Source organism: Burkholderia sp. MSMB617WGS (genome assembly GCF_001532025.2).
Taxonomy (GTDB): domain Bacteria; phylum Pseudomonadota; class Gammaproteobacteria; order Burkholderiales; family Burkholderiaceae; genus Burkholderia; species Burkholderia savannae.
The window spans coordinates 3,386,292-3,404,993 of sequence record NZ_CP013457.1 but is presented as its reverse complement, the minus strand read 5'-3'; the positions used below and the strand labels follow the sequence as shown (position 1 = coordinate 3,404,993).

The 18,702-nt window shown below is 69.0% G+C and carries 14 protein-coding genes; 4 read left to right on the top strand and 10 right to left on the bottom strand.

The genetic code is table 11. The annotated features are described in order from the left end of the window. Positions 1 to 114: 114 nt before the first annotated feature. Positions 115 to 1,413: a cytochrome c gene (locus tag WT60_RS16760; protein ID WP_038751961.1), complete on the bottom strand. Its 1,299-nt coding sequence runs from the start codon at positions 1,411 to 1,413 to the stop codon at positions 115 to 117. Between the two features lie 19 nt (positions 1,414 to 1,432). Continuing rightward, positions 1,433 to 2,194: a c-type cytochrome gene (locus WT60_RS16755; protein ID WP_060355580.1), complete on the bottom strand. Its 762-nt coding sequence runs from the start codon at positions 2,192 to 2,194 to the stop codon at positions 1,433 to 1,435. A gap of 418 nt (positions 2,195 to 2,612) precedes the next feature. Between WT60_RS16755 and WT60_RS16745 the strand changes: the two genes are divergently transcribed. Further along, positions 2,613 to 3,539 carry a CopD family protein gene (locus tag WT60_RS16745; RefSeq protein WP_038751966.1) on the top strand — a complete coding sequence of 309 codons (927 nt, stop codon included), beginning with the start codon at positions 2,613 to 2,615 and terminating at the stop codon, positions 3,537 to 3,539. Positions 3,540 to 4,287: 748 nt separating this feature from the next. Here the strand turns inward: WT60_RS16745 and dgoD are convergent. Then, a complete protein-coding gene (gene dgoD, locus WT60_RS16740) occupies positions 4,288 to 5,436 on the bottom strand; it encodes a galactonate dehydratase (protein ID WP_038751969.1) in 1,149 nt (382 codons plus the stop codon). Positions 5,437 to 5,766: 330 nt separating this feature from the next. On the opposite strand from dgoD, the gene WT60_RS16735 reads away from it, so the two are divergent. Next, entirely contained in the window at positions 5,767 to 6,114 is a 348-nt protein-coding gene (locus WT60_RS16735) for a GFA family protein (RefSeq protein ID WP_059575259.1), read from the top strand. 79 nt (positions 6,115 to 6,193) lie between these two features. On the opposite strand, the gene WT60_RS16730 is transcribed toward WT60_RS16735, so the two are convergent. After that, a complete protein-coding gene (locus tag WT60_RS16730; RefSeq protein ID WP_059575257.1) occupies positions 6,194 to 6,568 on the bottom strand; it encodes a DUF4377 domain-containing protein in 375 nt (124 codons plus the stop codon). Positions 6,569 to 7,170: 602 nt separating this feature from the next. Here WT60_RS16730 and WT60_RS16725 point away from each other — a divergent pair. Beyond that, positions 7,171 to 8,853 (top strand): metallophosphoesterase family protein, encoded by a 1,683-nt coding sequence (locus tag WT60_RS16725; protein ID WP_060355581.1) that lies wholly within the window; start codon positions 7,171 to 7,173, stop codon positions 8,851 to 8,853. Here WT60_RS16725 and WT60_RS16720 read toward each other — a convergent pair. Both WT60_RS16720 and WT60_RS16715 read right to left on the bottom strand, forming a co-directional pair. Then, complete coding sequence (locus tag WT60_RS16720; RefSeq protein ID WP_060355582.1) at positions 8,831 to 10,663, bottom strand: histidine kinase; 1,833 nt, start codon at positions 10,661 to 10,663, stop codon at positions 8,831 to 8,833. The genes WT60_RS16725 and WT60_RS16720 overlap by 23 nt on opposite strands. Positions 10,664 to 10,717: 54 nt before the next feature. After that, the gene (locus tag WT60_RS16715; RefSeq protein WP_059669622.1) at positions 10,718 to 12,160 is read right to left on the bottom strand and encodes an HD domain-containing phosphohydrolase; all 1,443 of its coding nucleotides are present in this window, start codon (positions 12,158 to 12,160) and stop codon (positions 10,718 to 10,720) included. A 673-nt stretch (positions 12,161 to 12,833) separates the two neighbouring features. Between WT60_RS16715 and WT60_RS16700 the strand changes: the two genes are divergently transcribed. Then, complete coding sequence (locus WT60_RS16700; protein WP_038748852.1) at positions 12,834 to 13,427, top strand: DUF4142 domain-containing protein; 594 nt, start codon at positions 12,834 to 12,836, stop codon at positions 13,425 to 13,427. A 165-nt stretch (positions 13,428 to 13,592) separates the two neighbouring features. Here the strand turns inward: WT60_RS16700 and WT60_RS16695 are convergent, their stop codons facing one another. From WT60_RS16695 to pyk, 4 genes are all read right to left on the bottom strand, one after another. Further along, the gene (locus tag WT60_RS16695) at positions 13,593 to 15,341 is read right to left on the bottom strand and encodes a PAS domain-containing methyl-accepting chemotaxis protein (protein WP_038748854.1); all 1,749 of its coding nucleotides are present in this window, start codon (positions 15,339 to 15,341) and stop codon (positions 13,593 to 13,595) included. A 255-nt stretch (positions 15,342 to 15,596) separates the two neighbouring features. Further along, entirely contained in the window at positions 15,597 to 16,514 is a 918-nt protein-coding gene (locus WT60_RS16690) for an AEC family transporter (RefSeq protein ID WP_038748943.1), read from the bottom strand. An 11-nt stretch (positions 16,515 to 16,525) separates the two neighbouring features. Next, on the bottom strand, positions 16,526 to 17,260 hold the full coding sequence (locus WT60_RS16685) for a TSUP family transporter (protein ID WP_038748856.1): 735 nt from the start codon (positions 17,258 to 17,260) through the stop codon (positions 16,526 to 16,528). A 1-nt stretch (position 17,261) separates the two neighbouring features. Beyond that, positions 17,262 to 18,701, bottom strand: a complete 1,440-nt coding sequence (gene pyk / locus WT60_RS16680) for a pyruvate kinase (RefSeq protein WP_060355583.1) — start codon at positions 18,699 to 18,701, stop codon at positions 17,262 to 17,264. Position 18,702 lies beyond the last annotated feature (1 nt).

The window sequence follows — 18,702 nt, the reverse complement described above, 5'->3', positions numbered from 1 at the left end:
TATTGATGAGGCGGCGTCCTCGCGCGGCCCGCGCGGAAAACGGACGTCGCCGGAAAAACAAAAGGGCGCGGCCGCGGTTTCCCGCAGCCGCGCCCCGTTAGCGTCACCCGATACTCAGTCGAGAGGCGCGGAACGCAGGTCGCTCACCTGTTGCGGCGAAACCGGCGAACCGTTGTTGCCCCACGACATCCGGATGTACGTGACAACCGCCGCGACTTCCTGGTTCGACAGCGACTGCGCGAACGGCGGCATCCCATACGGACGCGGATTCTTGAACGTGCTCGGCGGGTAGCCGCCGTTCAGCACCATGCGGATCGGGTTCACGGCCGATTCCATCATGATCGAACGGTTCTGCGCGAGCGGCGGGTAAGCGGTCGGCTTGCCTTCGCCCTGCGCGCCGTGGCAGGTCGCGCAGTTGTCCGCGTAGATCTTCTTGCCCTGCTCGAGCAGCGTCGTGCCGAACTGCTTCGACGGCTCGTACTGCATGTTCTTCGGCGCTTCGGCCTTCTGCGGGATCGACTTCAGGTAAGTCGACATCGCGCGCGTGTCCTCGTCCGTCATGTACTGCAGGCTGTTGTGGACGACGTCCGCCATCGGGCCGAACACCGCGCCCTTGTTCGACACGCCCGCCTGCAGCAGGTTGGACAGCTCCTGGACATGCCAGTCGCCGAGGCCGAGCTCCTTGTCGTTCGTGAGCGACGGCGCGTACCAGTTCTGCAGCGGAATCAGGCCGCCCGCGAAGGCCGCCGAACTCACCGGGCCGCCCATCATGTTGATCGACGTGTGGCACATCGAGCAGTGGCCGAGGCCTTCGACGAGATACGCGCCGCGGTTCCACTCGACCGACTTCGTCGGATCGGGCTTGTACTCGCCTTCCTTGAAGAACAGCGTGCGCCAGCCGATCAGCAGGTTGCGGTTGTTGAACGGGAAGCGCAGCTCGTGCGGACGGCTCGGCGTGTTGACGGGCGCGACGGAGCGCAGGTACGCGTAGATCGCATCCGAATCCGCGCGCGTGACTTTCGTGTAGCTCGCGAACGGGAAGCCCGGATAGAGCAGGCTGCCGTCCTTCGAGCGGCCCGTGTGCATCGCGCGGTAGAAATCGTCCGATGTCCACTTGCCGATCCCGTACTGATCGTCCGGCGTGATGTTCGGCGTGTACATCGTGCCGAACGGCGTGGCCATCGGCAGGCCGCCCGCGAACGACTTGCCGCCGCGCACGGTGTGGCACGCGATACAGTCGCCGACGCGCGCGAGATATTCGCCCTTCTTGATGAGCGCGGCCTGGTCGGCGGGCGTCGCGGCGACGGCGGCGTTGCCGTGCAGCGTGTCGTTGCCCGGCCACAGGACGGGCACGAGGGCCGCTGCCGCGACGATCGCGACAGCCGAGAGTGCAAACAGGGACTTGCGTTTCATTGTGTCTGTCTCCCTTGCCTTATTGCGGTTCGCTGCCGCAGGCGAGCGGAGTCTTCATCGAGCGGGCCGGGGCCGGCACCGGGTTGGCGGGCGCCGGCTGCGCGGCGAGCCACGCGGTCACGGCGGTCACGTCCTCGTCGGACAGCTTGCTCGCGATTTCATGCATGCAATCGGGCGCCTTCGCATGGCGCGTGCCCGAACGCCAAGCGCCGATCTGCGCGCTCAGATAGTCGCTATGCAGGCCGACGAGACCCGGAATCGCGGGCTGCATGCCGGTGAGCGCGGTGCCGTGGCACGCGACGCACGCGGGCAGCTTGCGCGCCGGATCGCCGTGCAGCGCGAGCTGCTTGCCGCGCTCGACGACCGCGGCGGGCACCGTCGGCTTCGTCGGCGCCGGGTACGGCGGACGCTGCTGCGAGAAGTGCTCCGCGATCTCGCGAAGGTAGTCGTCGCTCAGATACGTGAGCAAATAGTTCATCGGCGGGTACTTGCGGCGACCGTCGCGGAAATTCACGAGCTGGTTGTACAGGTACTCGGCCGGCTTGCCTGCCAGACGCGGGAAGTAATCGTTGTCGGTGCCCTGCCCGTGCGTGCCGTGACAGGCCGTACAGCCGCGCACGCGCTCCGCCATCGTGTCGGGCGCCTTCAGGGGCGCCTTCGCGGCGGCCGGCTCGATGGGCTTGGTTTGCGCTTGCGCAGTGCTCAGAAGGCCCGCTGCGCCCATCAACACAACAGCGAGCAGCGGACGGAAAAGGCGTCTAGAAGACACACGGGACTCCATTGTTATTCGTCGGGGACCTGACCGGGCTCCGATCGGCTCGGCATGACGGCAAGAACTAACGAGGGCAGGCAGCCGGGCTGCTGCGACGCGGCATTCTATCATCGATGGATAATGGCGGCTATTTGACGCGGAGGGCACGGTTCCATGCCGCGGTCGGGTTGCGACAATTTGACGCGCGAATGACGGTTCGAACGCGCCCAAACGTCGGACAAGCTGCGCAGGCGGCGGCGAAGCCCGTACACTTCGGGGGCGCGGCGTCGGGACGGCCGGCCGCGCCGGCGCCGATTTCTTTTCTTTCATGCGAGTCGATGAAGTCCTCTTTTTCCTGTTTGCCTGAAAACAACAGTCGATCCTTTCACGCCTTGCGCGCGGCGCGCGTCGGGGCGGCATCCGGCGCGCGCCGCGCGGGCGGTGCGCGATGAAGATCGACAGCCTCTGGTTCGGCCAGGCGGCGCTCGCCGCGCTCGGCGACGTCGCGTTTGCGGTCGCGGTGGGCTCCGCGCTGATCGGCGCGTGGCTCGCGAACGACGGCGCGAAGAGCGTGATCGCGCCGTCGCACCCCGCGTGGCGGCAATCGCTGCGCTCGCTCGCGGTTGCGGCGGCCGTGCTCGTCCTCGCCGACGTCGGCTGGCTCGTCTACCAGGCCGCTGCGATGAGCGGCGCGGGCTTGCGCGGCGCGTTCGGCGCGATCCCGGTCGTGCTCGCGCAGACGCACGTCGGGCATGCATGGAGCGTTGCGTGCGGCGGCGCGGTGCTGCTGTTCGTCGTCGCGCTCGCCCGGCCGAGCGGCCCGCTCGCCGGCGCGTTGCTCGCGCTCGCGACGCTCGTGGTTGCGGCGGGCAAGGCGTCGCTCGGCCACGCGGCCGATTCGGGCGCGTTCTCGGCCGCAGTCGGCGTGCAGACCGTGCACGTCGCCGCGACGGCCGCGTGGGGCGGGCTCGTGATCGCAGGCGGGATGGCGGTGCTGCCGGCGCTCGGCTCGTCGATCGCGCGCGGCGCGATGATCCGCATTGCGCAGCGGCTGTCGCGCGGGTCGATCGCCGCGCTTGCGTTCGTGGTCGTCACGGGCGTGCTGAACACGATTCGCGGCACGGGCGGCGATTTCGCCGCGCTCGACGGCAGCACGTGGGGCCGCATCCTGCTGCTGAAGCTCGCGCTCGTCGCGCTCGCGCTGGTGCTCGCGGCGCTCAACCGCTTCTCGGCGTTGCCGCGGCTGCGCCGCACCGCGTCGACCGAGGACGCGCACACGTTCCGCAACGTGCTGCATCTCGAGGCGCTCACGATGATCGGCGTGTTCGTCGCGGCGGCCGTGTTGTCTTTCACCGCGCCGATCTCGGTGAGCTGACGCGGGCTCGGTCGCTCGGGCGCGAGTGGACTGGGGCCTGGTTCGGGCGTGACTCGGGGCTTGGGCGGGCGACAGGCGCCGGCTGCAGGCACGATACGCGGGCCGCGGCAAGGGGGCGAACGCGATGCGGCGATGCCAAGACCGGCCCGCCGATCGCCGCGTCGGTCATCGACGCGACGCCGGCCGGACGCCGGGACGCCTCGGTTTCGGCGCGGCATGGGCGGCGCCGTGGCGGCCGGCCGTGCTTGCCCGCCGGCCGCTGCCGGATGCCGCCTGATGCGCCGGCCTGCCCGACGGCTGGCGGCGCGTGCGTTCGTTCACATCGGCGATCCCCCGTTCGGCGCGCCGCGTCGCGATGTCTTCGGCCTGTGCGGCATCGGTGTCGGCATCGGCGTCGAGCGCCGTGTGTCGAACGTCAGGCGCTGTGCGTCAAGCGCCGGGCAGGCGTCGGGTGTCCGGCATGGCGGCCGCGCATCGGCCGTTCGGCGCATCGTCAGGCGGCAAGCGGCAAGCGTTCGGGCTCCGGCGTCGAATCAGGCGTTCGGCCGCGGCCGGGGCTGTGCGAACACGCAAAACTACACGGCACGGTTTTCGGGTGCCGCTCAACCCTTCCCGCGCCGCCCCCGGCCAATACCGCGCGATTCGAACGATCGACTCTTTCGACCGCCGCGATCGGCGTGCGACTTCACACGGCCTCGGCCCGTCGCCGGCGCGATGCGTTGCCTGCCGTGGCCGTGCGCGCGTGTCTTCACCACTCGGCGACGCTGCCGTCCGCGTGCCGCCAGACCGGATTGCGCCAGCGGTGTCCGGTCTTCGCCATCTCGCGCACCTTCTCCTCGTCGACGTCGATGCCGAGCCCCGGCCCCTGCGGGATCGCGACGAAGCCGTCCGCGTAGCGGAACACTTCGGGATTTCGAAGATAGTCGAGCAGATCGCTGCCCCGGTTGTAGTGAATCCCGAGGCTCTGTTCCTGGATGAACGCGTTGTGGCTGACCGCGTCGAGTTGCAGGCACGCGGCGAGCGCGATCGGCCCGAGCGGGCAGTGCAGCGCGAGCGCGACGTCGTAGCTCTCCGCGAGCGTCGCGATCTTCCTGCACTCGGTGATCCCGCCCGCGTGCGACGCGTCCGGCTGCACGATGTCGACGTAGCCGCCTTCGAGGATGTGCTTGAAATCCCAGCGCGAATAAAGCCGCTCGCCGAGCGCGATCGGCGTGCTCGTCTGGTTCGCGATGTCGCGCAGCGCCTCGGCGTTCTCCGACAGCACCGGCTCCTCGATGAACATCAGCTTGTACGGATCGAGTTCCTTCGCGAGCACCTTCGCCATCGGCTTGTGCACACGGCCGTGGAAATCGACGCCGATGCCGACGTAAGGCCCGACCGCCTCGCGCACCGCCGCGACGTTCGCGATCACTTTTTCGACCTTGTCGAACGTGTCGATGATCTGCAGTTCCTCCGAGCCGTTCATCTTCACCGCCTGGAAGCCGCGCTCGACCACCGCGCGCGCGTTGTTCGCGACGTCGCTCGGCCGGTCGCCGCCGATCCACGAATAGACCTTGATCCGGTCGCGCACCGGGCCGCCGAGCAGCGCGTGGACGGGCGCGCCGTGATGCTTGCCCAAGATGTCCCAGAGCGCCTGGTCGATGCCCGCGATCGCGCTCATCGTGATCGGGCCGCCGCGGTAGAAGCCCGCGCGGTACATCACTTGCCAGTGGTCCTCGATGCGAAGCGGGTCCTGGCCGACGAGGTAGTCGGCGAGCTCGTGCACGGCCGCCTCGACCGTATGCGCGCGGCCTTCGACGATCGGCTCGCCCCAGCCGACGATGCCCGCGTCGGTCTCGATCTTCAGAAACAGCCATCGAGGCGGAACGACGAAGGTTTCGAGGCGGGTGATCTTCATTGCGGGTGTCTCCTGTTGTCTGCATGAACCACGCGTGAATCGTACAGCGGCGCCGCGCGAAAGTCGTATCGATCGCGCCTGTGCGCACATAGTGGGCGCGGCGGCCGGATGCGCGCCGTGCGTCGACGCGGCACGCCGCCGGATCGCGCGGCGCGTCGGGCGCGGATCGCGGCGCGCGAGCGGGGTCGGGTGCGATTGATCGCCTTCGCCGCTCGTGCGCCGCCGGACGGTTGCGGTCCGTACGGCCGAGCGTTACCGTACGGCACCGGCCGGGCGTCCGGGCGCGGCGCGGCCGCGTCGCCGGGCCGGACACGATCGAAGGAGGCGACGATGCTTTACACCGGCAGCTGCCATTGCGGCAGGATCAAGTTCGAGGTGGAAGGGGAGATCGAGAGCGCTTGCGCTTGCAACTGTTCGATGTGCGTGCGCAAGGGCTCGCTGCTGTGGTTCGTGCCGCGTGACGCGTTTCATCTGAAAACGCCCGACGACGACATCGCGACCTATCTGTTCAACGAGCGCACGATCCGGCATCGGTTCTGCCCGACCTGCGGCATCCACCCGTTCGCGGAAGGCACGGACCCGAAGGGCAACGCGATGGCGGCAGTCAACATCCGCTGCATCGACGGCATCGATCTCGACGCGGTGCCGGTCCGGCATTTCGACGGGCGCGCGCTCTGAACATATCGAGCGCGCCGGCCCAAATCGGGATCGCGCGGCGCGTGCGGCATGCGCCGCGCGCGTCACTACGCCGTCCGGCTCAGCGCGGCTGCTGCCGGACGACGCGCTTCAACACCCAGCGGATCGACGAGCCGTCGGCAGGCGGATTCGGCACGCTGTGTTCGGCGATCTCGAGCTGGTATTCGTAGCCGGGGCGGTAGTCGAAGCCTTCGATGCCGCTGTACCAGAGCTGCCACGGCTCGCTCGGGCTTGTGCGCACCTGCAGGCAGTCCATCGGCGCGACGCCGACGCAGCGCGCCGTTTGCGCGGCGACGTAGACGGTCTTCGTCGCGGTTTGCGGCGCGGCCGCCGGCGCGATGGGCGCGTTCGCCGCTGCATTCGTCTCGCAGCCGGCAAGGCCGGCCGCGCCGGCGAACGCGACGGCCGCGAGCGCGCGGCGTGGCATATCGAGCATGACGTTCCTCGTCGATCGAATCGCGATTGGACCCGATCGCGCCGGACGGGTTCACGGTGCGTGGGCGCGCCGTTTTGCGCGCGGCGCGCGCGACTCGCGTTTTCTCGACGCGGCGTTGCGGCGTGCGATGGCCGCGGGGCCGTCGCCGTAGTTGCAGTTGTCGTTGTCGTTGTCGTTGTCGTTGTGATTTCGACCGCGATTTTAGTTGCGATTTGGGTTGCGATCGCGATTGCGCAGCCGCGTTGCGGCACCCCGAAACCACGAAACCACGAAACCACGCGGCAACGCCACCGACTCCAACGCCGATGCGTCGCGGACTTGACGCCGACGCGATGCCGGCCGGCCGCGAAGCGAAAACGGACTCGCCCCATCGACCGTGCGAACCGGGCGTCCCCGCCGCATGCGCGGATTCCCGCCAGGCAGCCGGCATCCGCGCGGCGCGACGCGGGGCTGACATCGTCGCGTCACGCATCCCGTCATAAGGTGTCGGCGCTGGCGGTGACGGCGCTGACGCGCGCGGCCGGGCGCCGATGCCCGCGGCCGCCGCGCCGTCGCTTGCTTTCATTCCTTTCCCCACGACTCTCCGACGATCGAACGAAATCATGCCGAACAAGCCAGCTTCCGACGCGCCGCCGACCGAGCAGCCTTGCGCCGTCTCTCGCCGCGGCTTCCTCAAGTTCGCCGGCGTATCCGGGCTCGCGACCGCCGCGAGCGGCCTCGCGGCCACGCGGGCCGCCGCCGCCGCGCCCGACGGCACGCCCGAGCAGATTCATCTGACCTGGGGCGACGCCGACGCGCGCGAAGTCGTCGTATCGTGGGCGTCGCTCGCGGCCGCGACCAACCCGCGCGTGCGCTTCGCGGGCCCGAACGAAGCGTGGCGGACCGCGCACGGCGTGCAGCGCACGTACACCGACGGCCTAAACGGCGAAGTGGTGTTCACGTATCACGCGCGGCTGCACGGCCTCAAGCCGGGCTCGGCGTATCGCTACGAGGTCACGGCCGACAACGACGGCAACGCGGCGAAGCCGTTCGCCGCCCGCTTCGAGACCGCGCCGCGCGGCCGCTCGCCGTTTCGCTGGACGAGCTACGGCGACCTCGCGACGCCGAACACCGGCTGGGTGCTGTCGTCGCCGCAGAGCCGCTTCGCGGTGCAGGCGATCGAGCGCTTTCAGCCGCTCTTTCATCTGCTGAACGGCGATCTCTGCTACGCGAACCTGAACCCCGCGCATCAGCCGGCCGTGTGGCGCGACTTCGGCAACAACAATCAGACGTCCGCCGCGAACCGTCCGTGGATGCCGTGCCCCGGCAATCACGAGATCGAGTTTCACAACGGCCCGCAAGGCCTCGACTCGTATCTCGCGCGCTACACGTTGCCCGAGAACGGCACGCGTTTTCCGGGCCGCTGGTACAGCTTCCGCGTCGGCGCGGTGCTGTTCGTGTCGCTCGACGCGGACGACGTCGTCTATCAGGACGCGGCCGCGTTCGTCGCGGGCCCGAACCCGCTCGTGCCGGCGGCGAGCACCGGCAACGAGCCGATCGCCCCCGGCACGTCGTTCTACGTGCGCGGCTACAGCCGCGGCGAGCAGACGCGCTGGCTCGAAGAGACGCTGCGCCGCGCGTCGCGCGATCGCGACATCGACTGGATCGTCGTGCAGATGCATCAGGACGCGCTCAGCTCGTCGAAGACGGGCAACGGCTCGGACAAGGGCATCCGCGAGGCGTGGCTGCCGCTCTTCGACCGTTACGGCGTCGACCTCGTGCTGTGCGGCCACGATCACGACTACGAGCGCAGCTTTCCGGTGCGCGGCTGCAACCACCGCGCGGGCGTCGACGCGGCGACGGGCGAGGTCGTCGACACGCTGCAGCCGCGCCCCGTCGTCACGTCCGATCCGGCCGACGGCAAGTTCGACACGTCGCACGGCACGATCCACATGATTCTCGGCGGCGGCGGCACGAGCGCGCCGCTCGACGTGTACGGCGAGAATCCGGCGACGGGCTTGCCTCAGGCGCGCGTGTTCACGAAGTCGAACCGGCCGGTGCCGGGCGCGGCGCCGAACACGTTCGTGCGGCACGGCGCGGATGCGGTGGAGGATGCGATCTGGTCCGCGCGGCGCGACACGGGCACGGGCTATGGGATCGCCGTGTTCGACTACGATCCGGGCGAGCACGGCGGCAACACGACGATCACCGTGAACTACCATCACGCGCCGGGCGCCGATCAGCAGCCGACGGCCGAGTACGAGCTGTTCGAGACGATCGTGCTCAGCAAGGCTCGCCGCGCGTAAGCGGCGCGGCGGCGCGCACTGCCCGGTGCGCGCCGTCCGCGCCGTCGGGCGCGTTGGAGTTGGCGTTCGCTGCCGAGCCGGACTTGCGCCGGATCGGCAGCGTGATCGTAAACGTCGTGCCGCGGCCGACGCGGCTCTCGACGTCGATGCGCCCGCCGTGATGCTCCACGATGCCGTGCGAGATCGACAGCCCGAGCCCCGTGCCCTGGCCGACGGGCTTCGTCGTGAAGAACGGATCGAAGATCCTGCCGATCACGTCCTCGGAGATGCCCGCGCCCGTGTCGGCGATCGAGATCGACACGGCGTCGGCGTCGTGCGACGTGCGAATCGTGATCGTGCCGTGCGCGTCGATCGACTGCGCGGCGTTGACGAGCAGATTCATGAACACCTGGTTCAACTGCGCGGCGTTGCATTCGACGAGCGGCAGGCTGCCGTATTCGCGCACGACGTCCGCCTTGTACTTGAGCTCGTTGTGGACGACGTTCAGCGTGCTCTCGAGCCCCGCGTGCAGATCGGCGAGCGCCCATTCGTCGCCGCTCGGCCGCGAGAAATCGCGCAGGTCGCCGACGATGCGGCGCACGCGCATCGCGCCGTCGATCGATTCGTCGATGAGCGCGACGATGTCGCTGCGCACGTAGTCGAGATCGACTTCGCGCGACACCGCGTCGAGCGGCGCGCGCGCGTCGGCGCAAAGCGTGCGCGTGAGTTTTTCCTGCGCGGCGATCACATCGAGGAGACCCTGCACCCAGCCCTTCAGCGTGTTGAGATTCGCGTTGACGAAGCCGATCGGGTTGTTGATCTCGTGCGCGACGCCCGCTGCGAGCTGGCCGATCGACGCGAGCTTTTCCGATTGCAGCAGCTGCACGTGCGTTTCCTCGATCTGACGAATCAGCCGGCGCTGCTCGTCCTTTTCGTGCTCGAGGCGCGCCTGCGCGGCCTTGCGTTCGTCGATTTCCTGCTCCATTTTCTTGCGCGTGCGCTGCAGCACGTGCGTCGTGCGCTCGTACTGCTGCAGCGCGCCTTCGAGCTCGCTCGTGCGCTTCGTGACGAGCTCCTCGAGCGCGTCGGTCATGCCGCGCAGGAACGCGGTGCGCGCATCGAAACGCGAGACGACGAGCGTCGCGCTCAGGATCGTCGCCGTGAAGAGCGCGATCGTCGCGCCGAGCCACGCGCCACTGATTTCGCCGGCGGCGCCGCACACCGCGTTCGCCGGAAAATGCGCGGCCGCCATGCCCGTGTAATGCATGCCCGTGATCGCGATGCCCATCATGCCCGCCGCGCCGATCCGCTTCGCGAACACGTGCGGCTCGTTCTCGTCGCTCAGGCGATGCGCGATCCAGAGCGCGATCGTCGACGCGCCGATCGCGATCGCGATCGATGCGACGAAGAGCGTGCGGTCGTAGCCGATCGCGGGGTGCATTTGCAGCGCGCTCATGCCGGTGTAGTGCATGGCCGCGATGCCGAGCCCCATCAGCACGCCGCCCACCGCGAGCCGCTCGTGCGTGAGCGCGGCGCGCGTCAGCGCGTTCAGCGCGAAGTACGAGACGATCATCGCGATCGCGAGCGAGGCGAACGTGTGCCCGAAGTCGTAGCCGAGCGGAATCGGCAGCGAGAACGCGAGCATGCCGACGAAGTGCATCGCCCAGATGCCCGTGCCCATCGCGGCCGCGCCGCCCGCGAGCCACGCGTGCCGCATCCGCGGCTTGTCGAGGAGCGAGATGAGCGCGCTCAGATCGAGCGCGGTATACGACGCGAGCGTCGCGACCGCGAGCGACAGTACGACGAGCGGGATGTCGAAGGTTCCGTGCATGAGGAGCGGCTCGTCTCGGTATGCGCGACGGCGACGGCGACGGCGGCGCGCGCGTCAGCCTTCGCGCATCGAGGCCGCCGCGGCATCGGCGTTCGGCGGCGGCGTCTGGATCAGGATCGTGAACGGCGTGGCTTCCTGCGCTTCGTAGCGCCGCACGAGCGCGACCTGATGCGCGGACACGACACTGCCTTTCGTCATCAGCAGCACGCCGCGGCTCGTGCGCAAATCGTCGGCGAGCCGCATGCCTTCCAGCAGCTGGCCGCCCGTGATCTGCGCGTACGGCGTGTTGCAGCCGAACGTCGCCAAGTCCTTCGCGAGCGCGACGAAACGATCGACGATCTGCGGGTCGTAGCGCATGCCGGCCTGCGACTGGATGAGCGCGATCGCCTGATCGGGCAGCAGGCGATGATTGACGATGCCGCCGCGCTGGAGCCCTTCGTAGTCGCGCGCGACCGCGAGAATGCGCGAGCCGAGCGGGATGTCTTCGCCCGCGAGCCCGTCGGGCGTGCCTCGGCCGTTGAAGCGCTCGTACTGGTGGCGAATGACGTGCGCGACGTGATTGAGCTGCGTGACGGGCGTGAGCACCATCTGCGCGCGCAGCGCATGCTGATGAAACTGGCGGCTTTCCTCCGCGCTCATTCGGTCGATTGATTTGCGCAGCAGCTCGTCCGGCAGCGACAGCTTGCCGATTCCGTGCAGCAGCCCGGCGAAATGCAGGTCCCGCGCCTGCAGCTCGCTCATGTCGAACGCGAGCGCGAGCCGCTTCGCGAGTTCGCCGATGCGCCGCGATTCGCCGCCCATCACGCCGCAGCGCAGCTCGATCATGTTCGCGCCGACCTGGATCATCGTCATGAAATTGCGCTTCAGGTCGCGTTGCGCGTCCTCGAGGAACATCACGGTTTGCCGGATTTCCTCGGTGCGCGCGTGCACTTGCGCTTCGAGCTCCGTGCTGAACGCGACGAGCGCCTCGTTCTGCTTCTGCGTGATCGCGAACAGGCGGGCGGTCTCCTGGCGCAGCCGACGCTGCTCGAGCGCCTGCTTGACCGTGAGCAGCAGATCGTGATCGTCCCACGGCTTGTTCAGGTAGCGATACACGCCGCCTTCGTTGATTGCGCTCACGACCGCGTCGATCTCGGAGTAGCCCGTCAGCAGGACGCGCATCGTGTCCGGGCGCAGCGTCTGCGCGTGAGCGAGGAATTCGGCGCCCGTCATGCCGGGCATTCGCATGTCGGAGACGATGAGGTCGACGTCGCCGGCGGCGAGCACGTCGAGCCCCGCCGCGCCGCTGTCGGCCGTCACGACCTGATAGCGCGCCGTGCGCAGCAGACGCTTGAGAGCGGAGAGGATGCTCGGTTCGTCGTCGACGATCAGGATCACGGGGGACGCGTTGCCGACCATGTTTGCGGGAGCGGCGTTCGTCGATCGGGCGTGATCGGCCGCGCGCGGGTGCGATGCATCCGCCGCGATGGGCATTGTCGGTTCCTCGGGTCCGTTCACGAAGCCTCCGTTTCATTTTTGTCATCGGCTGGCTGAGATATCGGCGTGCGGCCGTGCGTCCTTGAGCCAAAAAAACGGGGCGTCAGCGTATCTACCTAGACGGCGCGTTCGATACCGCCCGCGACGTGCGCGTTTGGTGTGTGCGCATCGAAAGAATCGTCGCGACCGTTTCGGTTGCGGGTTGCGGCGCTCGCGCGACACCGATTCGCATGCGGGATGCGCGACCCGCATGCGCCACGGATCGTGAGGCTAACGAAGCGATGCATCGGCGCGCGTCGATCGACGGCTTGATTCGATTGGGCTTACGGCATCGCGTAAAAGATGCGGGTGTCGCCGCCGCGAGTTTCCATCGGCGGAAAATTTTGACCGATGCGATGCGGTGCGGTGCGGTGCGCGTCGCGCCGATGACGAATGCGAAGCGTACGTACGCGACGCCCGCGCGCGCTGCGCGTGCTCGCGCGGCCAATTGTCTTACCTCCCGTTACACAAGCGACACCATCGTTTCACCTCGGTCGCGACGCGCCTCCTAGAATGCATTGGACGGGTTGCGGCGCATCCGAGTCCATGGCCGGTGCGCTCGCGGCGACGGCGTCGAACGCGTTGCCGCTCCCGGCCCGCAGCACCGCAGCCCCGTTCATCGATCCGTTGATGAATTTCACCCTAAGGAGAACGTATGACTCGCCGCTCTACTTTTTCGCTTGCCGGTGCGTGCGCCGCAGGTCTGTTCGTCTTCGCGACCGCCGCGTCCGCACAAACCGCTCCCACGCCTACGCCGACGCAACCGCGCCCCGAGGCGGCCGCTGAAACCGGTACGCGGCTGCACGAGGCCGATCAGGCTTTCGTCACCGACGCGACGAAGGCGGTGTCGACGCAGCGAGACGCCGCGCGCATCGCGAATTCGCGCTCGAGTGATCGCGCCGTGAAGGCGTTCGCGGAACGGGTCGCGAGCGACAACGAGAAGCTGTCGCAGACGCTGCGCGCCGCGAGCCCGCGCGGCGTCGACGTGCCGCACAACGATCCCGATCCCGCCGTGCTCGACGGCATCAAGAATCTGCGCGGCGACGCGTTCGACAAGGCGTACATCGAGCAGGTCGCGCTCGAAGGCAACCGCAAGACGCTGTCGGTGTTCCAGGCCGAGCTCGCATCGGGCCGCAACGAGCAGCTGAAGAACGCTGCGCGCAAGGGCCTGCCGGTGATTCAGGCGCACTATCAGCAGGCTCGGGAACTCGCGAGCCGCAAGCACCTGCCGGGCGACGCGTCGCAGTGACGGCAGTCGTTCGCGGGCCGTCGCCGCGCGCGCGGTAACGCATGCGCGGGTGACGAGACCGTTCGACGCGCGTTGTGAAGGAGGCGCATCGAACGGCAAACGAACAGGCGGCGCGCGGGTGCCGCCTGTTTTCGTATCGACGCCGCGACGGCCGGCACGCGCTGCTCAGAACGTTTGCCAATCGGCATTCGGGCTCGCCGCCGCGAGGGCGGGAACGGGCGCGGCGCTCGCGGGCGCGTGCGGCGGGGCGGACGCGATGCGCGTCGCGGAGCGCTTGCGCGCGGCGGGCATGCGCTGGAGCGGCGTCGCGGCCGCGGTGCCGGCTTGCGGCGCGCGCGTGTCGTAGCGCCGCGCAGGCGCGGGCGCGTTCGACCGGAACACGGCCACTGCATCGACGAGCCGCTGCGTGCGGTGCTTCAGGTCGTCGGCGGTCGCCGCCGATTCCTGCACCAGCGCGGCGTTCTGTTGCGTCATCTGATCGAGCTGCGCGACGGCGACGTTGACCTGGCCGATCCCGTCCGACTGCTCGCGCGTGGCCGAGCTGATCTCGCCGATGAGGCCGGCGACCCGCGCGACCTGCGATCGGATATCGTTCATCGCTTCGCCCGCCTGATTGACGAGCGCGCCGCCCGCCGCGGTTTTCTCGACGCTGTCGTGGATCAGCGCCGCGATCTCCTTCGCCGCGTTCGCGCTGCGCTGCGCGAGCGTTCTCACTTCGGCCGCGACGACCGCGAAGCCGCGGCCCTGCTCGCCCGCCCGCGCCGCCTCGACGGCCGCGTTCAATGCGAGGATGTTGGTCTGGAACGCGATGCCGTCGATCACGCCGATGATCTCGCGGATCTTGCGGCTCGACGCGCTGATCTCGCCCATCGTGTCGACCGCCTTGCCGACCACCGCGTCGCCTTTCGCGGCGGCATCGCGCGTCGAGCCGGCAAGCTCGCTCGCCTGCATGGCGGTGTCCGCGTTGTTGCGCACCGTCGCGGTCATCTGCTCCATCGACGCGGCGGTTTCCTCGAGGCTCGCGGCCGCCTGCTCGCTGCGCGCGCTCAGATCGTCGTTGCCCGCGGTGATCTTGCCGCTCGCGTCTTGCAGGCCGGACAACTGCTCGCTCACGTCGTCGACGAGCGAGCGCAGGTTGAGGCCCGCCTGATTGACCGCCCGCATGATCATGCCGATCTCGTCGATACGGTTCAGGTGAACATTGTCGCCGGCCTGGCCCGCGGCGACCGCGAGCGATTGCTTCAGCACGCGCTGCAGCGGCGCGGTGATCTGCGCGGCGAGCCAGAATTCCGCGAGCAGCAGCAGCATTGTCTCGGCGGCGGCGAAGCCGTCGAGCATCGCGCCGCGCAGCCCGAAGAGGAACGCCATCCACGCGGAGCCGGCGAGGAGCGTGAGCAGCGCGGTTCGGATGCGCCAGCGCGCGCTGAGCGTCTGCAGCAGCGACGTCCATCCGAGCAGCCCGGTGCGCACGATCAGACCCTGATGAAACTTCCTGCCGCGCGCGCCGTGCTCGCGAAAGTCGCGATAGAGCGCTTCGGCCCCGGCGATCTCGTCGCGCGACGGTTTCGTGCGCACCGACATGTAGCCGACGAGTTGCCCGTTGCGGATCACGGGCGTCGCGTTCGCGCGCACCCAGTAGTGGTCGCCGTTCTTGCGGCGGTTCTTGACGAGCGCGGTCCACGAGCAGCCGGCCTTCAACGTCGCCCACATGTCGGCGAACGCCTCGGCCGGCATGTCGGGATGCCGAACGAGATTGTGCGGCTCGCCGATGATCTCGTCGCGCTCGAATCCGCTCACCTGAATGAACGCCGCGTTCGCATACGTGACGTAGCTCTGGGGATCGGTCGTCGACATCAGCGTGGCGTCGTCGGGGAACTCGAATTCCCGCTGGGTGACAGGAAGATTGGCGCGCATGGAAGGCTCTCTGCAAGGTCCGCAACGTCGAATGTCGCGATTGCGGCGGAGTGCGCAGTCCGGCGACATGATCGGGTTTACGGACGATTTCGCGAGAGCTGAGTGGGGGAAATCCATGACGCGCGCTTGACGCCGGTCAACGTGCGCGCAATCGTGCAATCGTCTGCCGGTTCGCCGCGGCGACGGGAAAACGATCGGTATCCAGATTTTCGGGCGAGCGAGGCGGCGCGGCCGACGCTCGACGGGTGCGCCCCGTCAGCCGCGCGACAGCAGCAGCACGAGCGGCATCGTGAACGCCGCGAGCGCGGTCTGCACCGTGATGATGCCGGCCGCGAGCCGGTGATCGCCGCCGAGCAGCTTCGCCATGATGTACGCCGAAGGCGTGCACGGCAGCGAGTTGAACAGCACGATGATCGTGAGCGCCGGCCCCTTGATGCCGAGGCTCACGCCGATCCAGAGCGTGACGAGCGGCACGAGCAGCAGCTTGATGAACGACGATTGCAGCACGGGGCCGCTCGCCGCTTTCGCGGCTTTCATGTCGAGCCCCGCGCCGACCGCGAGCAGGCCGAGCGGCAGCGAGGCCGAGCCGAGGATCGACAACAGGCTCGCGAGCGTGCCGGGCAGCGCGAGGCCGCTCAGGTTGAAAAGCGCGCCGAGCAGCACCGCGACGATCACGGGATTCTTGACGAGCGCATTGCCGACCTGCTTGAAGGAGGGCGTGCCGCCGCTGCCGTAGTGCATCAGGATCACGATCGACGCGACGTTCAACAGCGGGATCGCGATCGCGATGCTGATCGACGTCAGCGTGAGGCCGACGCTGCCGTACATCGCGGCGGCGGCCGCGACGCCGACGTACGTGTTCGGCCGCAACGCACCCTGGATCACCGACGAAAACACCGCGCCCGGCTGCCGGCTCCACGCGCGCCACGCGTACAGCACGAGCGCGCCGCAGCCGACCGCGCCGAGGATCGCCGTCGCGATCGGGCGAATCGCGAATTGCGCGAGGTTCGCCTTCGCGACCTGGCTGAACATCAGCGCCGGAAACAGATAGTAGTAGTTGAGCGTCTCGCACGGCAGCCAGAACGCATCGGCGAGCAGCCTCCGCCGGCGTATCACGAAGCCCATCAGGATCAGCGCGAAGATCGGCACGAGCGCCGCCATGACGTTGGCCATCGAATGCTCCGTCATAGCGCGGTCTTCGCGAGCACGGCGGCGCCGTACGCGCCGATGAAGCCCGTCATTGCGTGCTCGTACAGCGATGCGCCCGCGCGCCGGAACATCGCGTTGCCGAGCGCGACGTAGACGAGCGCCGCGATCGGCGCGACGGCCGCGCCCGACCAGCTCAGCGCGGCGGGCCGCAGCAGCGCGAGCGTGCCGAGCTGGATCGTGCCGAACAGCAGGTAGTAGCGGGCGACGATCGCGCGGATCTCGTCCTTGTCGCGCTGCCCGCTCGCCGCATAGACGGCGAGCAGCGCGCCGCCCATGTTGGTTAGCCCATGCACGACGCCCATCAGGACGACGTAGCGTCGGTCATGCCGCGCGATGCGCGCGCGCAGGCGGTCGCGCAGCACCGGCGCGACGCGCACCACGGCGGCGGCCAGCATCGCGCCGCCGACGAACAGATCGACGCGCGCGTTGAGCTTCGTCAGCACGAGCGTCGCGAGCGACACGACGACGACGGCCGCGCAGACCGCCATGTTGCCGCGCTCGCGAGCGGGCAGCGGCAGGCCGCGGCTCGACCACACCTGGATCGCGGACAGCGTCATCGACGCGGGCAGCAGCAGGCCGAGCACCGCCGCGAACTCCACGCCGAACAGCAGCAGCGTCGGCGTGCCGAACACGAGGATTCCCATCCCGAAGATCGATTGAATCAGCGCGAGCGCGGTGACGAGCGCGGCGAGCAGCGTGAGATCGTGCATGTCAGGCCGCCTCGAGCGCGCGGTTCGCCGGCCAGCGCAACGCTTTCGCGAGCGCGCCGACGCGCACCGTCTGCAACGCGTTCAGCGACGCGTCGTTTTCGTCGCTCGCGGCAAGCACCGTCAGCACGACGTCGCGTTCGTCGATGCGCCCGTCGCGCCAGAGCGCTTCGAGCGCGGCGGGCACGGCGTCGGCGGCCCCCACGTCGAGCCTCGGCAGATGCACGCCCGTCGTGCCGGGCAGCAGATTCCACGCGCGCACGCGCGCGCGGTCGCTGCCGACCGCGACGATCGGCTGGCGGATCTGCGCCATCGACACGAGCCGCGCCGCATGCCCGGTGCGCGACAGCACGACGATTTTCGTCACCGGCAGCGTGCGCGCGAGCGCTTGCGTCGCCGCGCGCAGGTCGTCGTAGTCCGCGTCGGAGGCGGCGCGCGCCGACGCCGCGAGCGCCGCGCGATGCGCGTCGGCGAGCGCGGCGATGCCGTGCAGCCGCGCCACCGCCTCGACCGGAAACTTGCCGACCGCCGTTTCGCCGGACAGCATCACGGCCGACGCGCCGTCGATCACCGAGTGCGTGATGTCGCCGATCTCGGCCTTCGTCGGCAGCGGGCTGTCGATCATGCTGTGCAGCAGCTCGGTCGCGACGATCACGGGCTTCGCATGACGGCGCGCGCTCGCGACGATCGTCCGTTGATGGAGCGATACGTAGTCGAGACCTGTCTCGACCGACAGGTCGCCGCGATCGATCATCAGCGCGTCGGCGGCGGCGGCGATCTCGTCGAGATGGTCGAGGCCGCCGCGGTTTTCGACCTTCGCGACGATCTGCGGCGTCGCGCCGTCGACGAGCGCGCGGATCGCGCCGACGTGCGCGGCCGATTCGACGAAGCTGATGCCGACGAAATCGACGCCCGTCTCCTTCGCGAACGCGATCATCTCGCGATCGCGCGGCGTGACGAGATCGTGGCCGAGATCGATCTCCGGCACGTTGATCCCCTTGCGGCTCTTCAGCGTGCCGGCGGTTTCGGCGATCACGAGCACGTCGCGGCCGCGCACCGCGTCGACGACGAACGACAGCGTGCCGTCGTCCGCGTAGACGCGCACGCCGGCGCGCAGTTTCTCGTGAAAGCGCGCGTAGTTGACGGGCACTTTCTGCGAGCCGTCGTGCGACGGATCGGTCGTCAGCGTGACGACGTCGCCCGCGGCGAACGACGGCTCGACCCGCAACTGCGTCGTGCGGATCTTGCGGCCGGGGATGTCGAGCAGGATCGGCAGATCGGGCAGCGTGTCGCGCAACGCCGCGATCGTCGCGCGATGCCAGTCGAGATCGCCGTGCGAGCCGTTCAGCCGCGCGACGCTCATGCCGGCGCGATGCAGCGCCCGCAGCGCGTCCGGCGCGGCCGAGGCCGGCCCGATGGTGGCGATGACGGTGGTGGTTGTCATA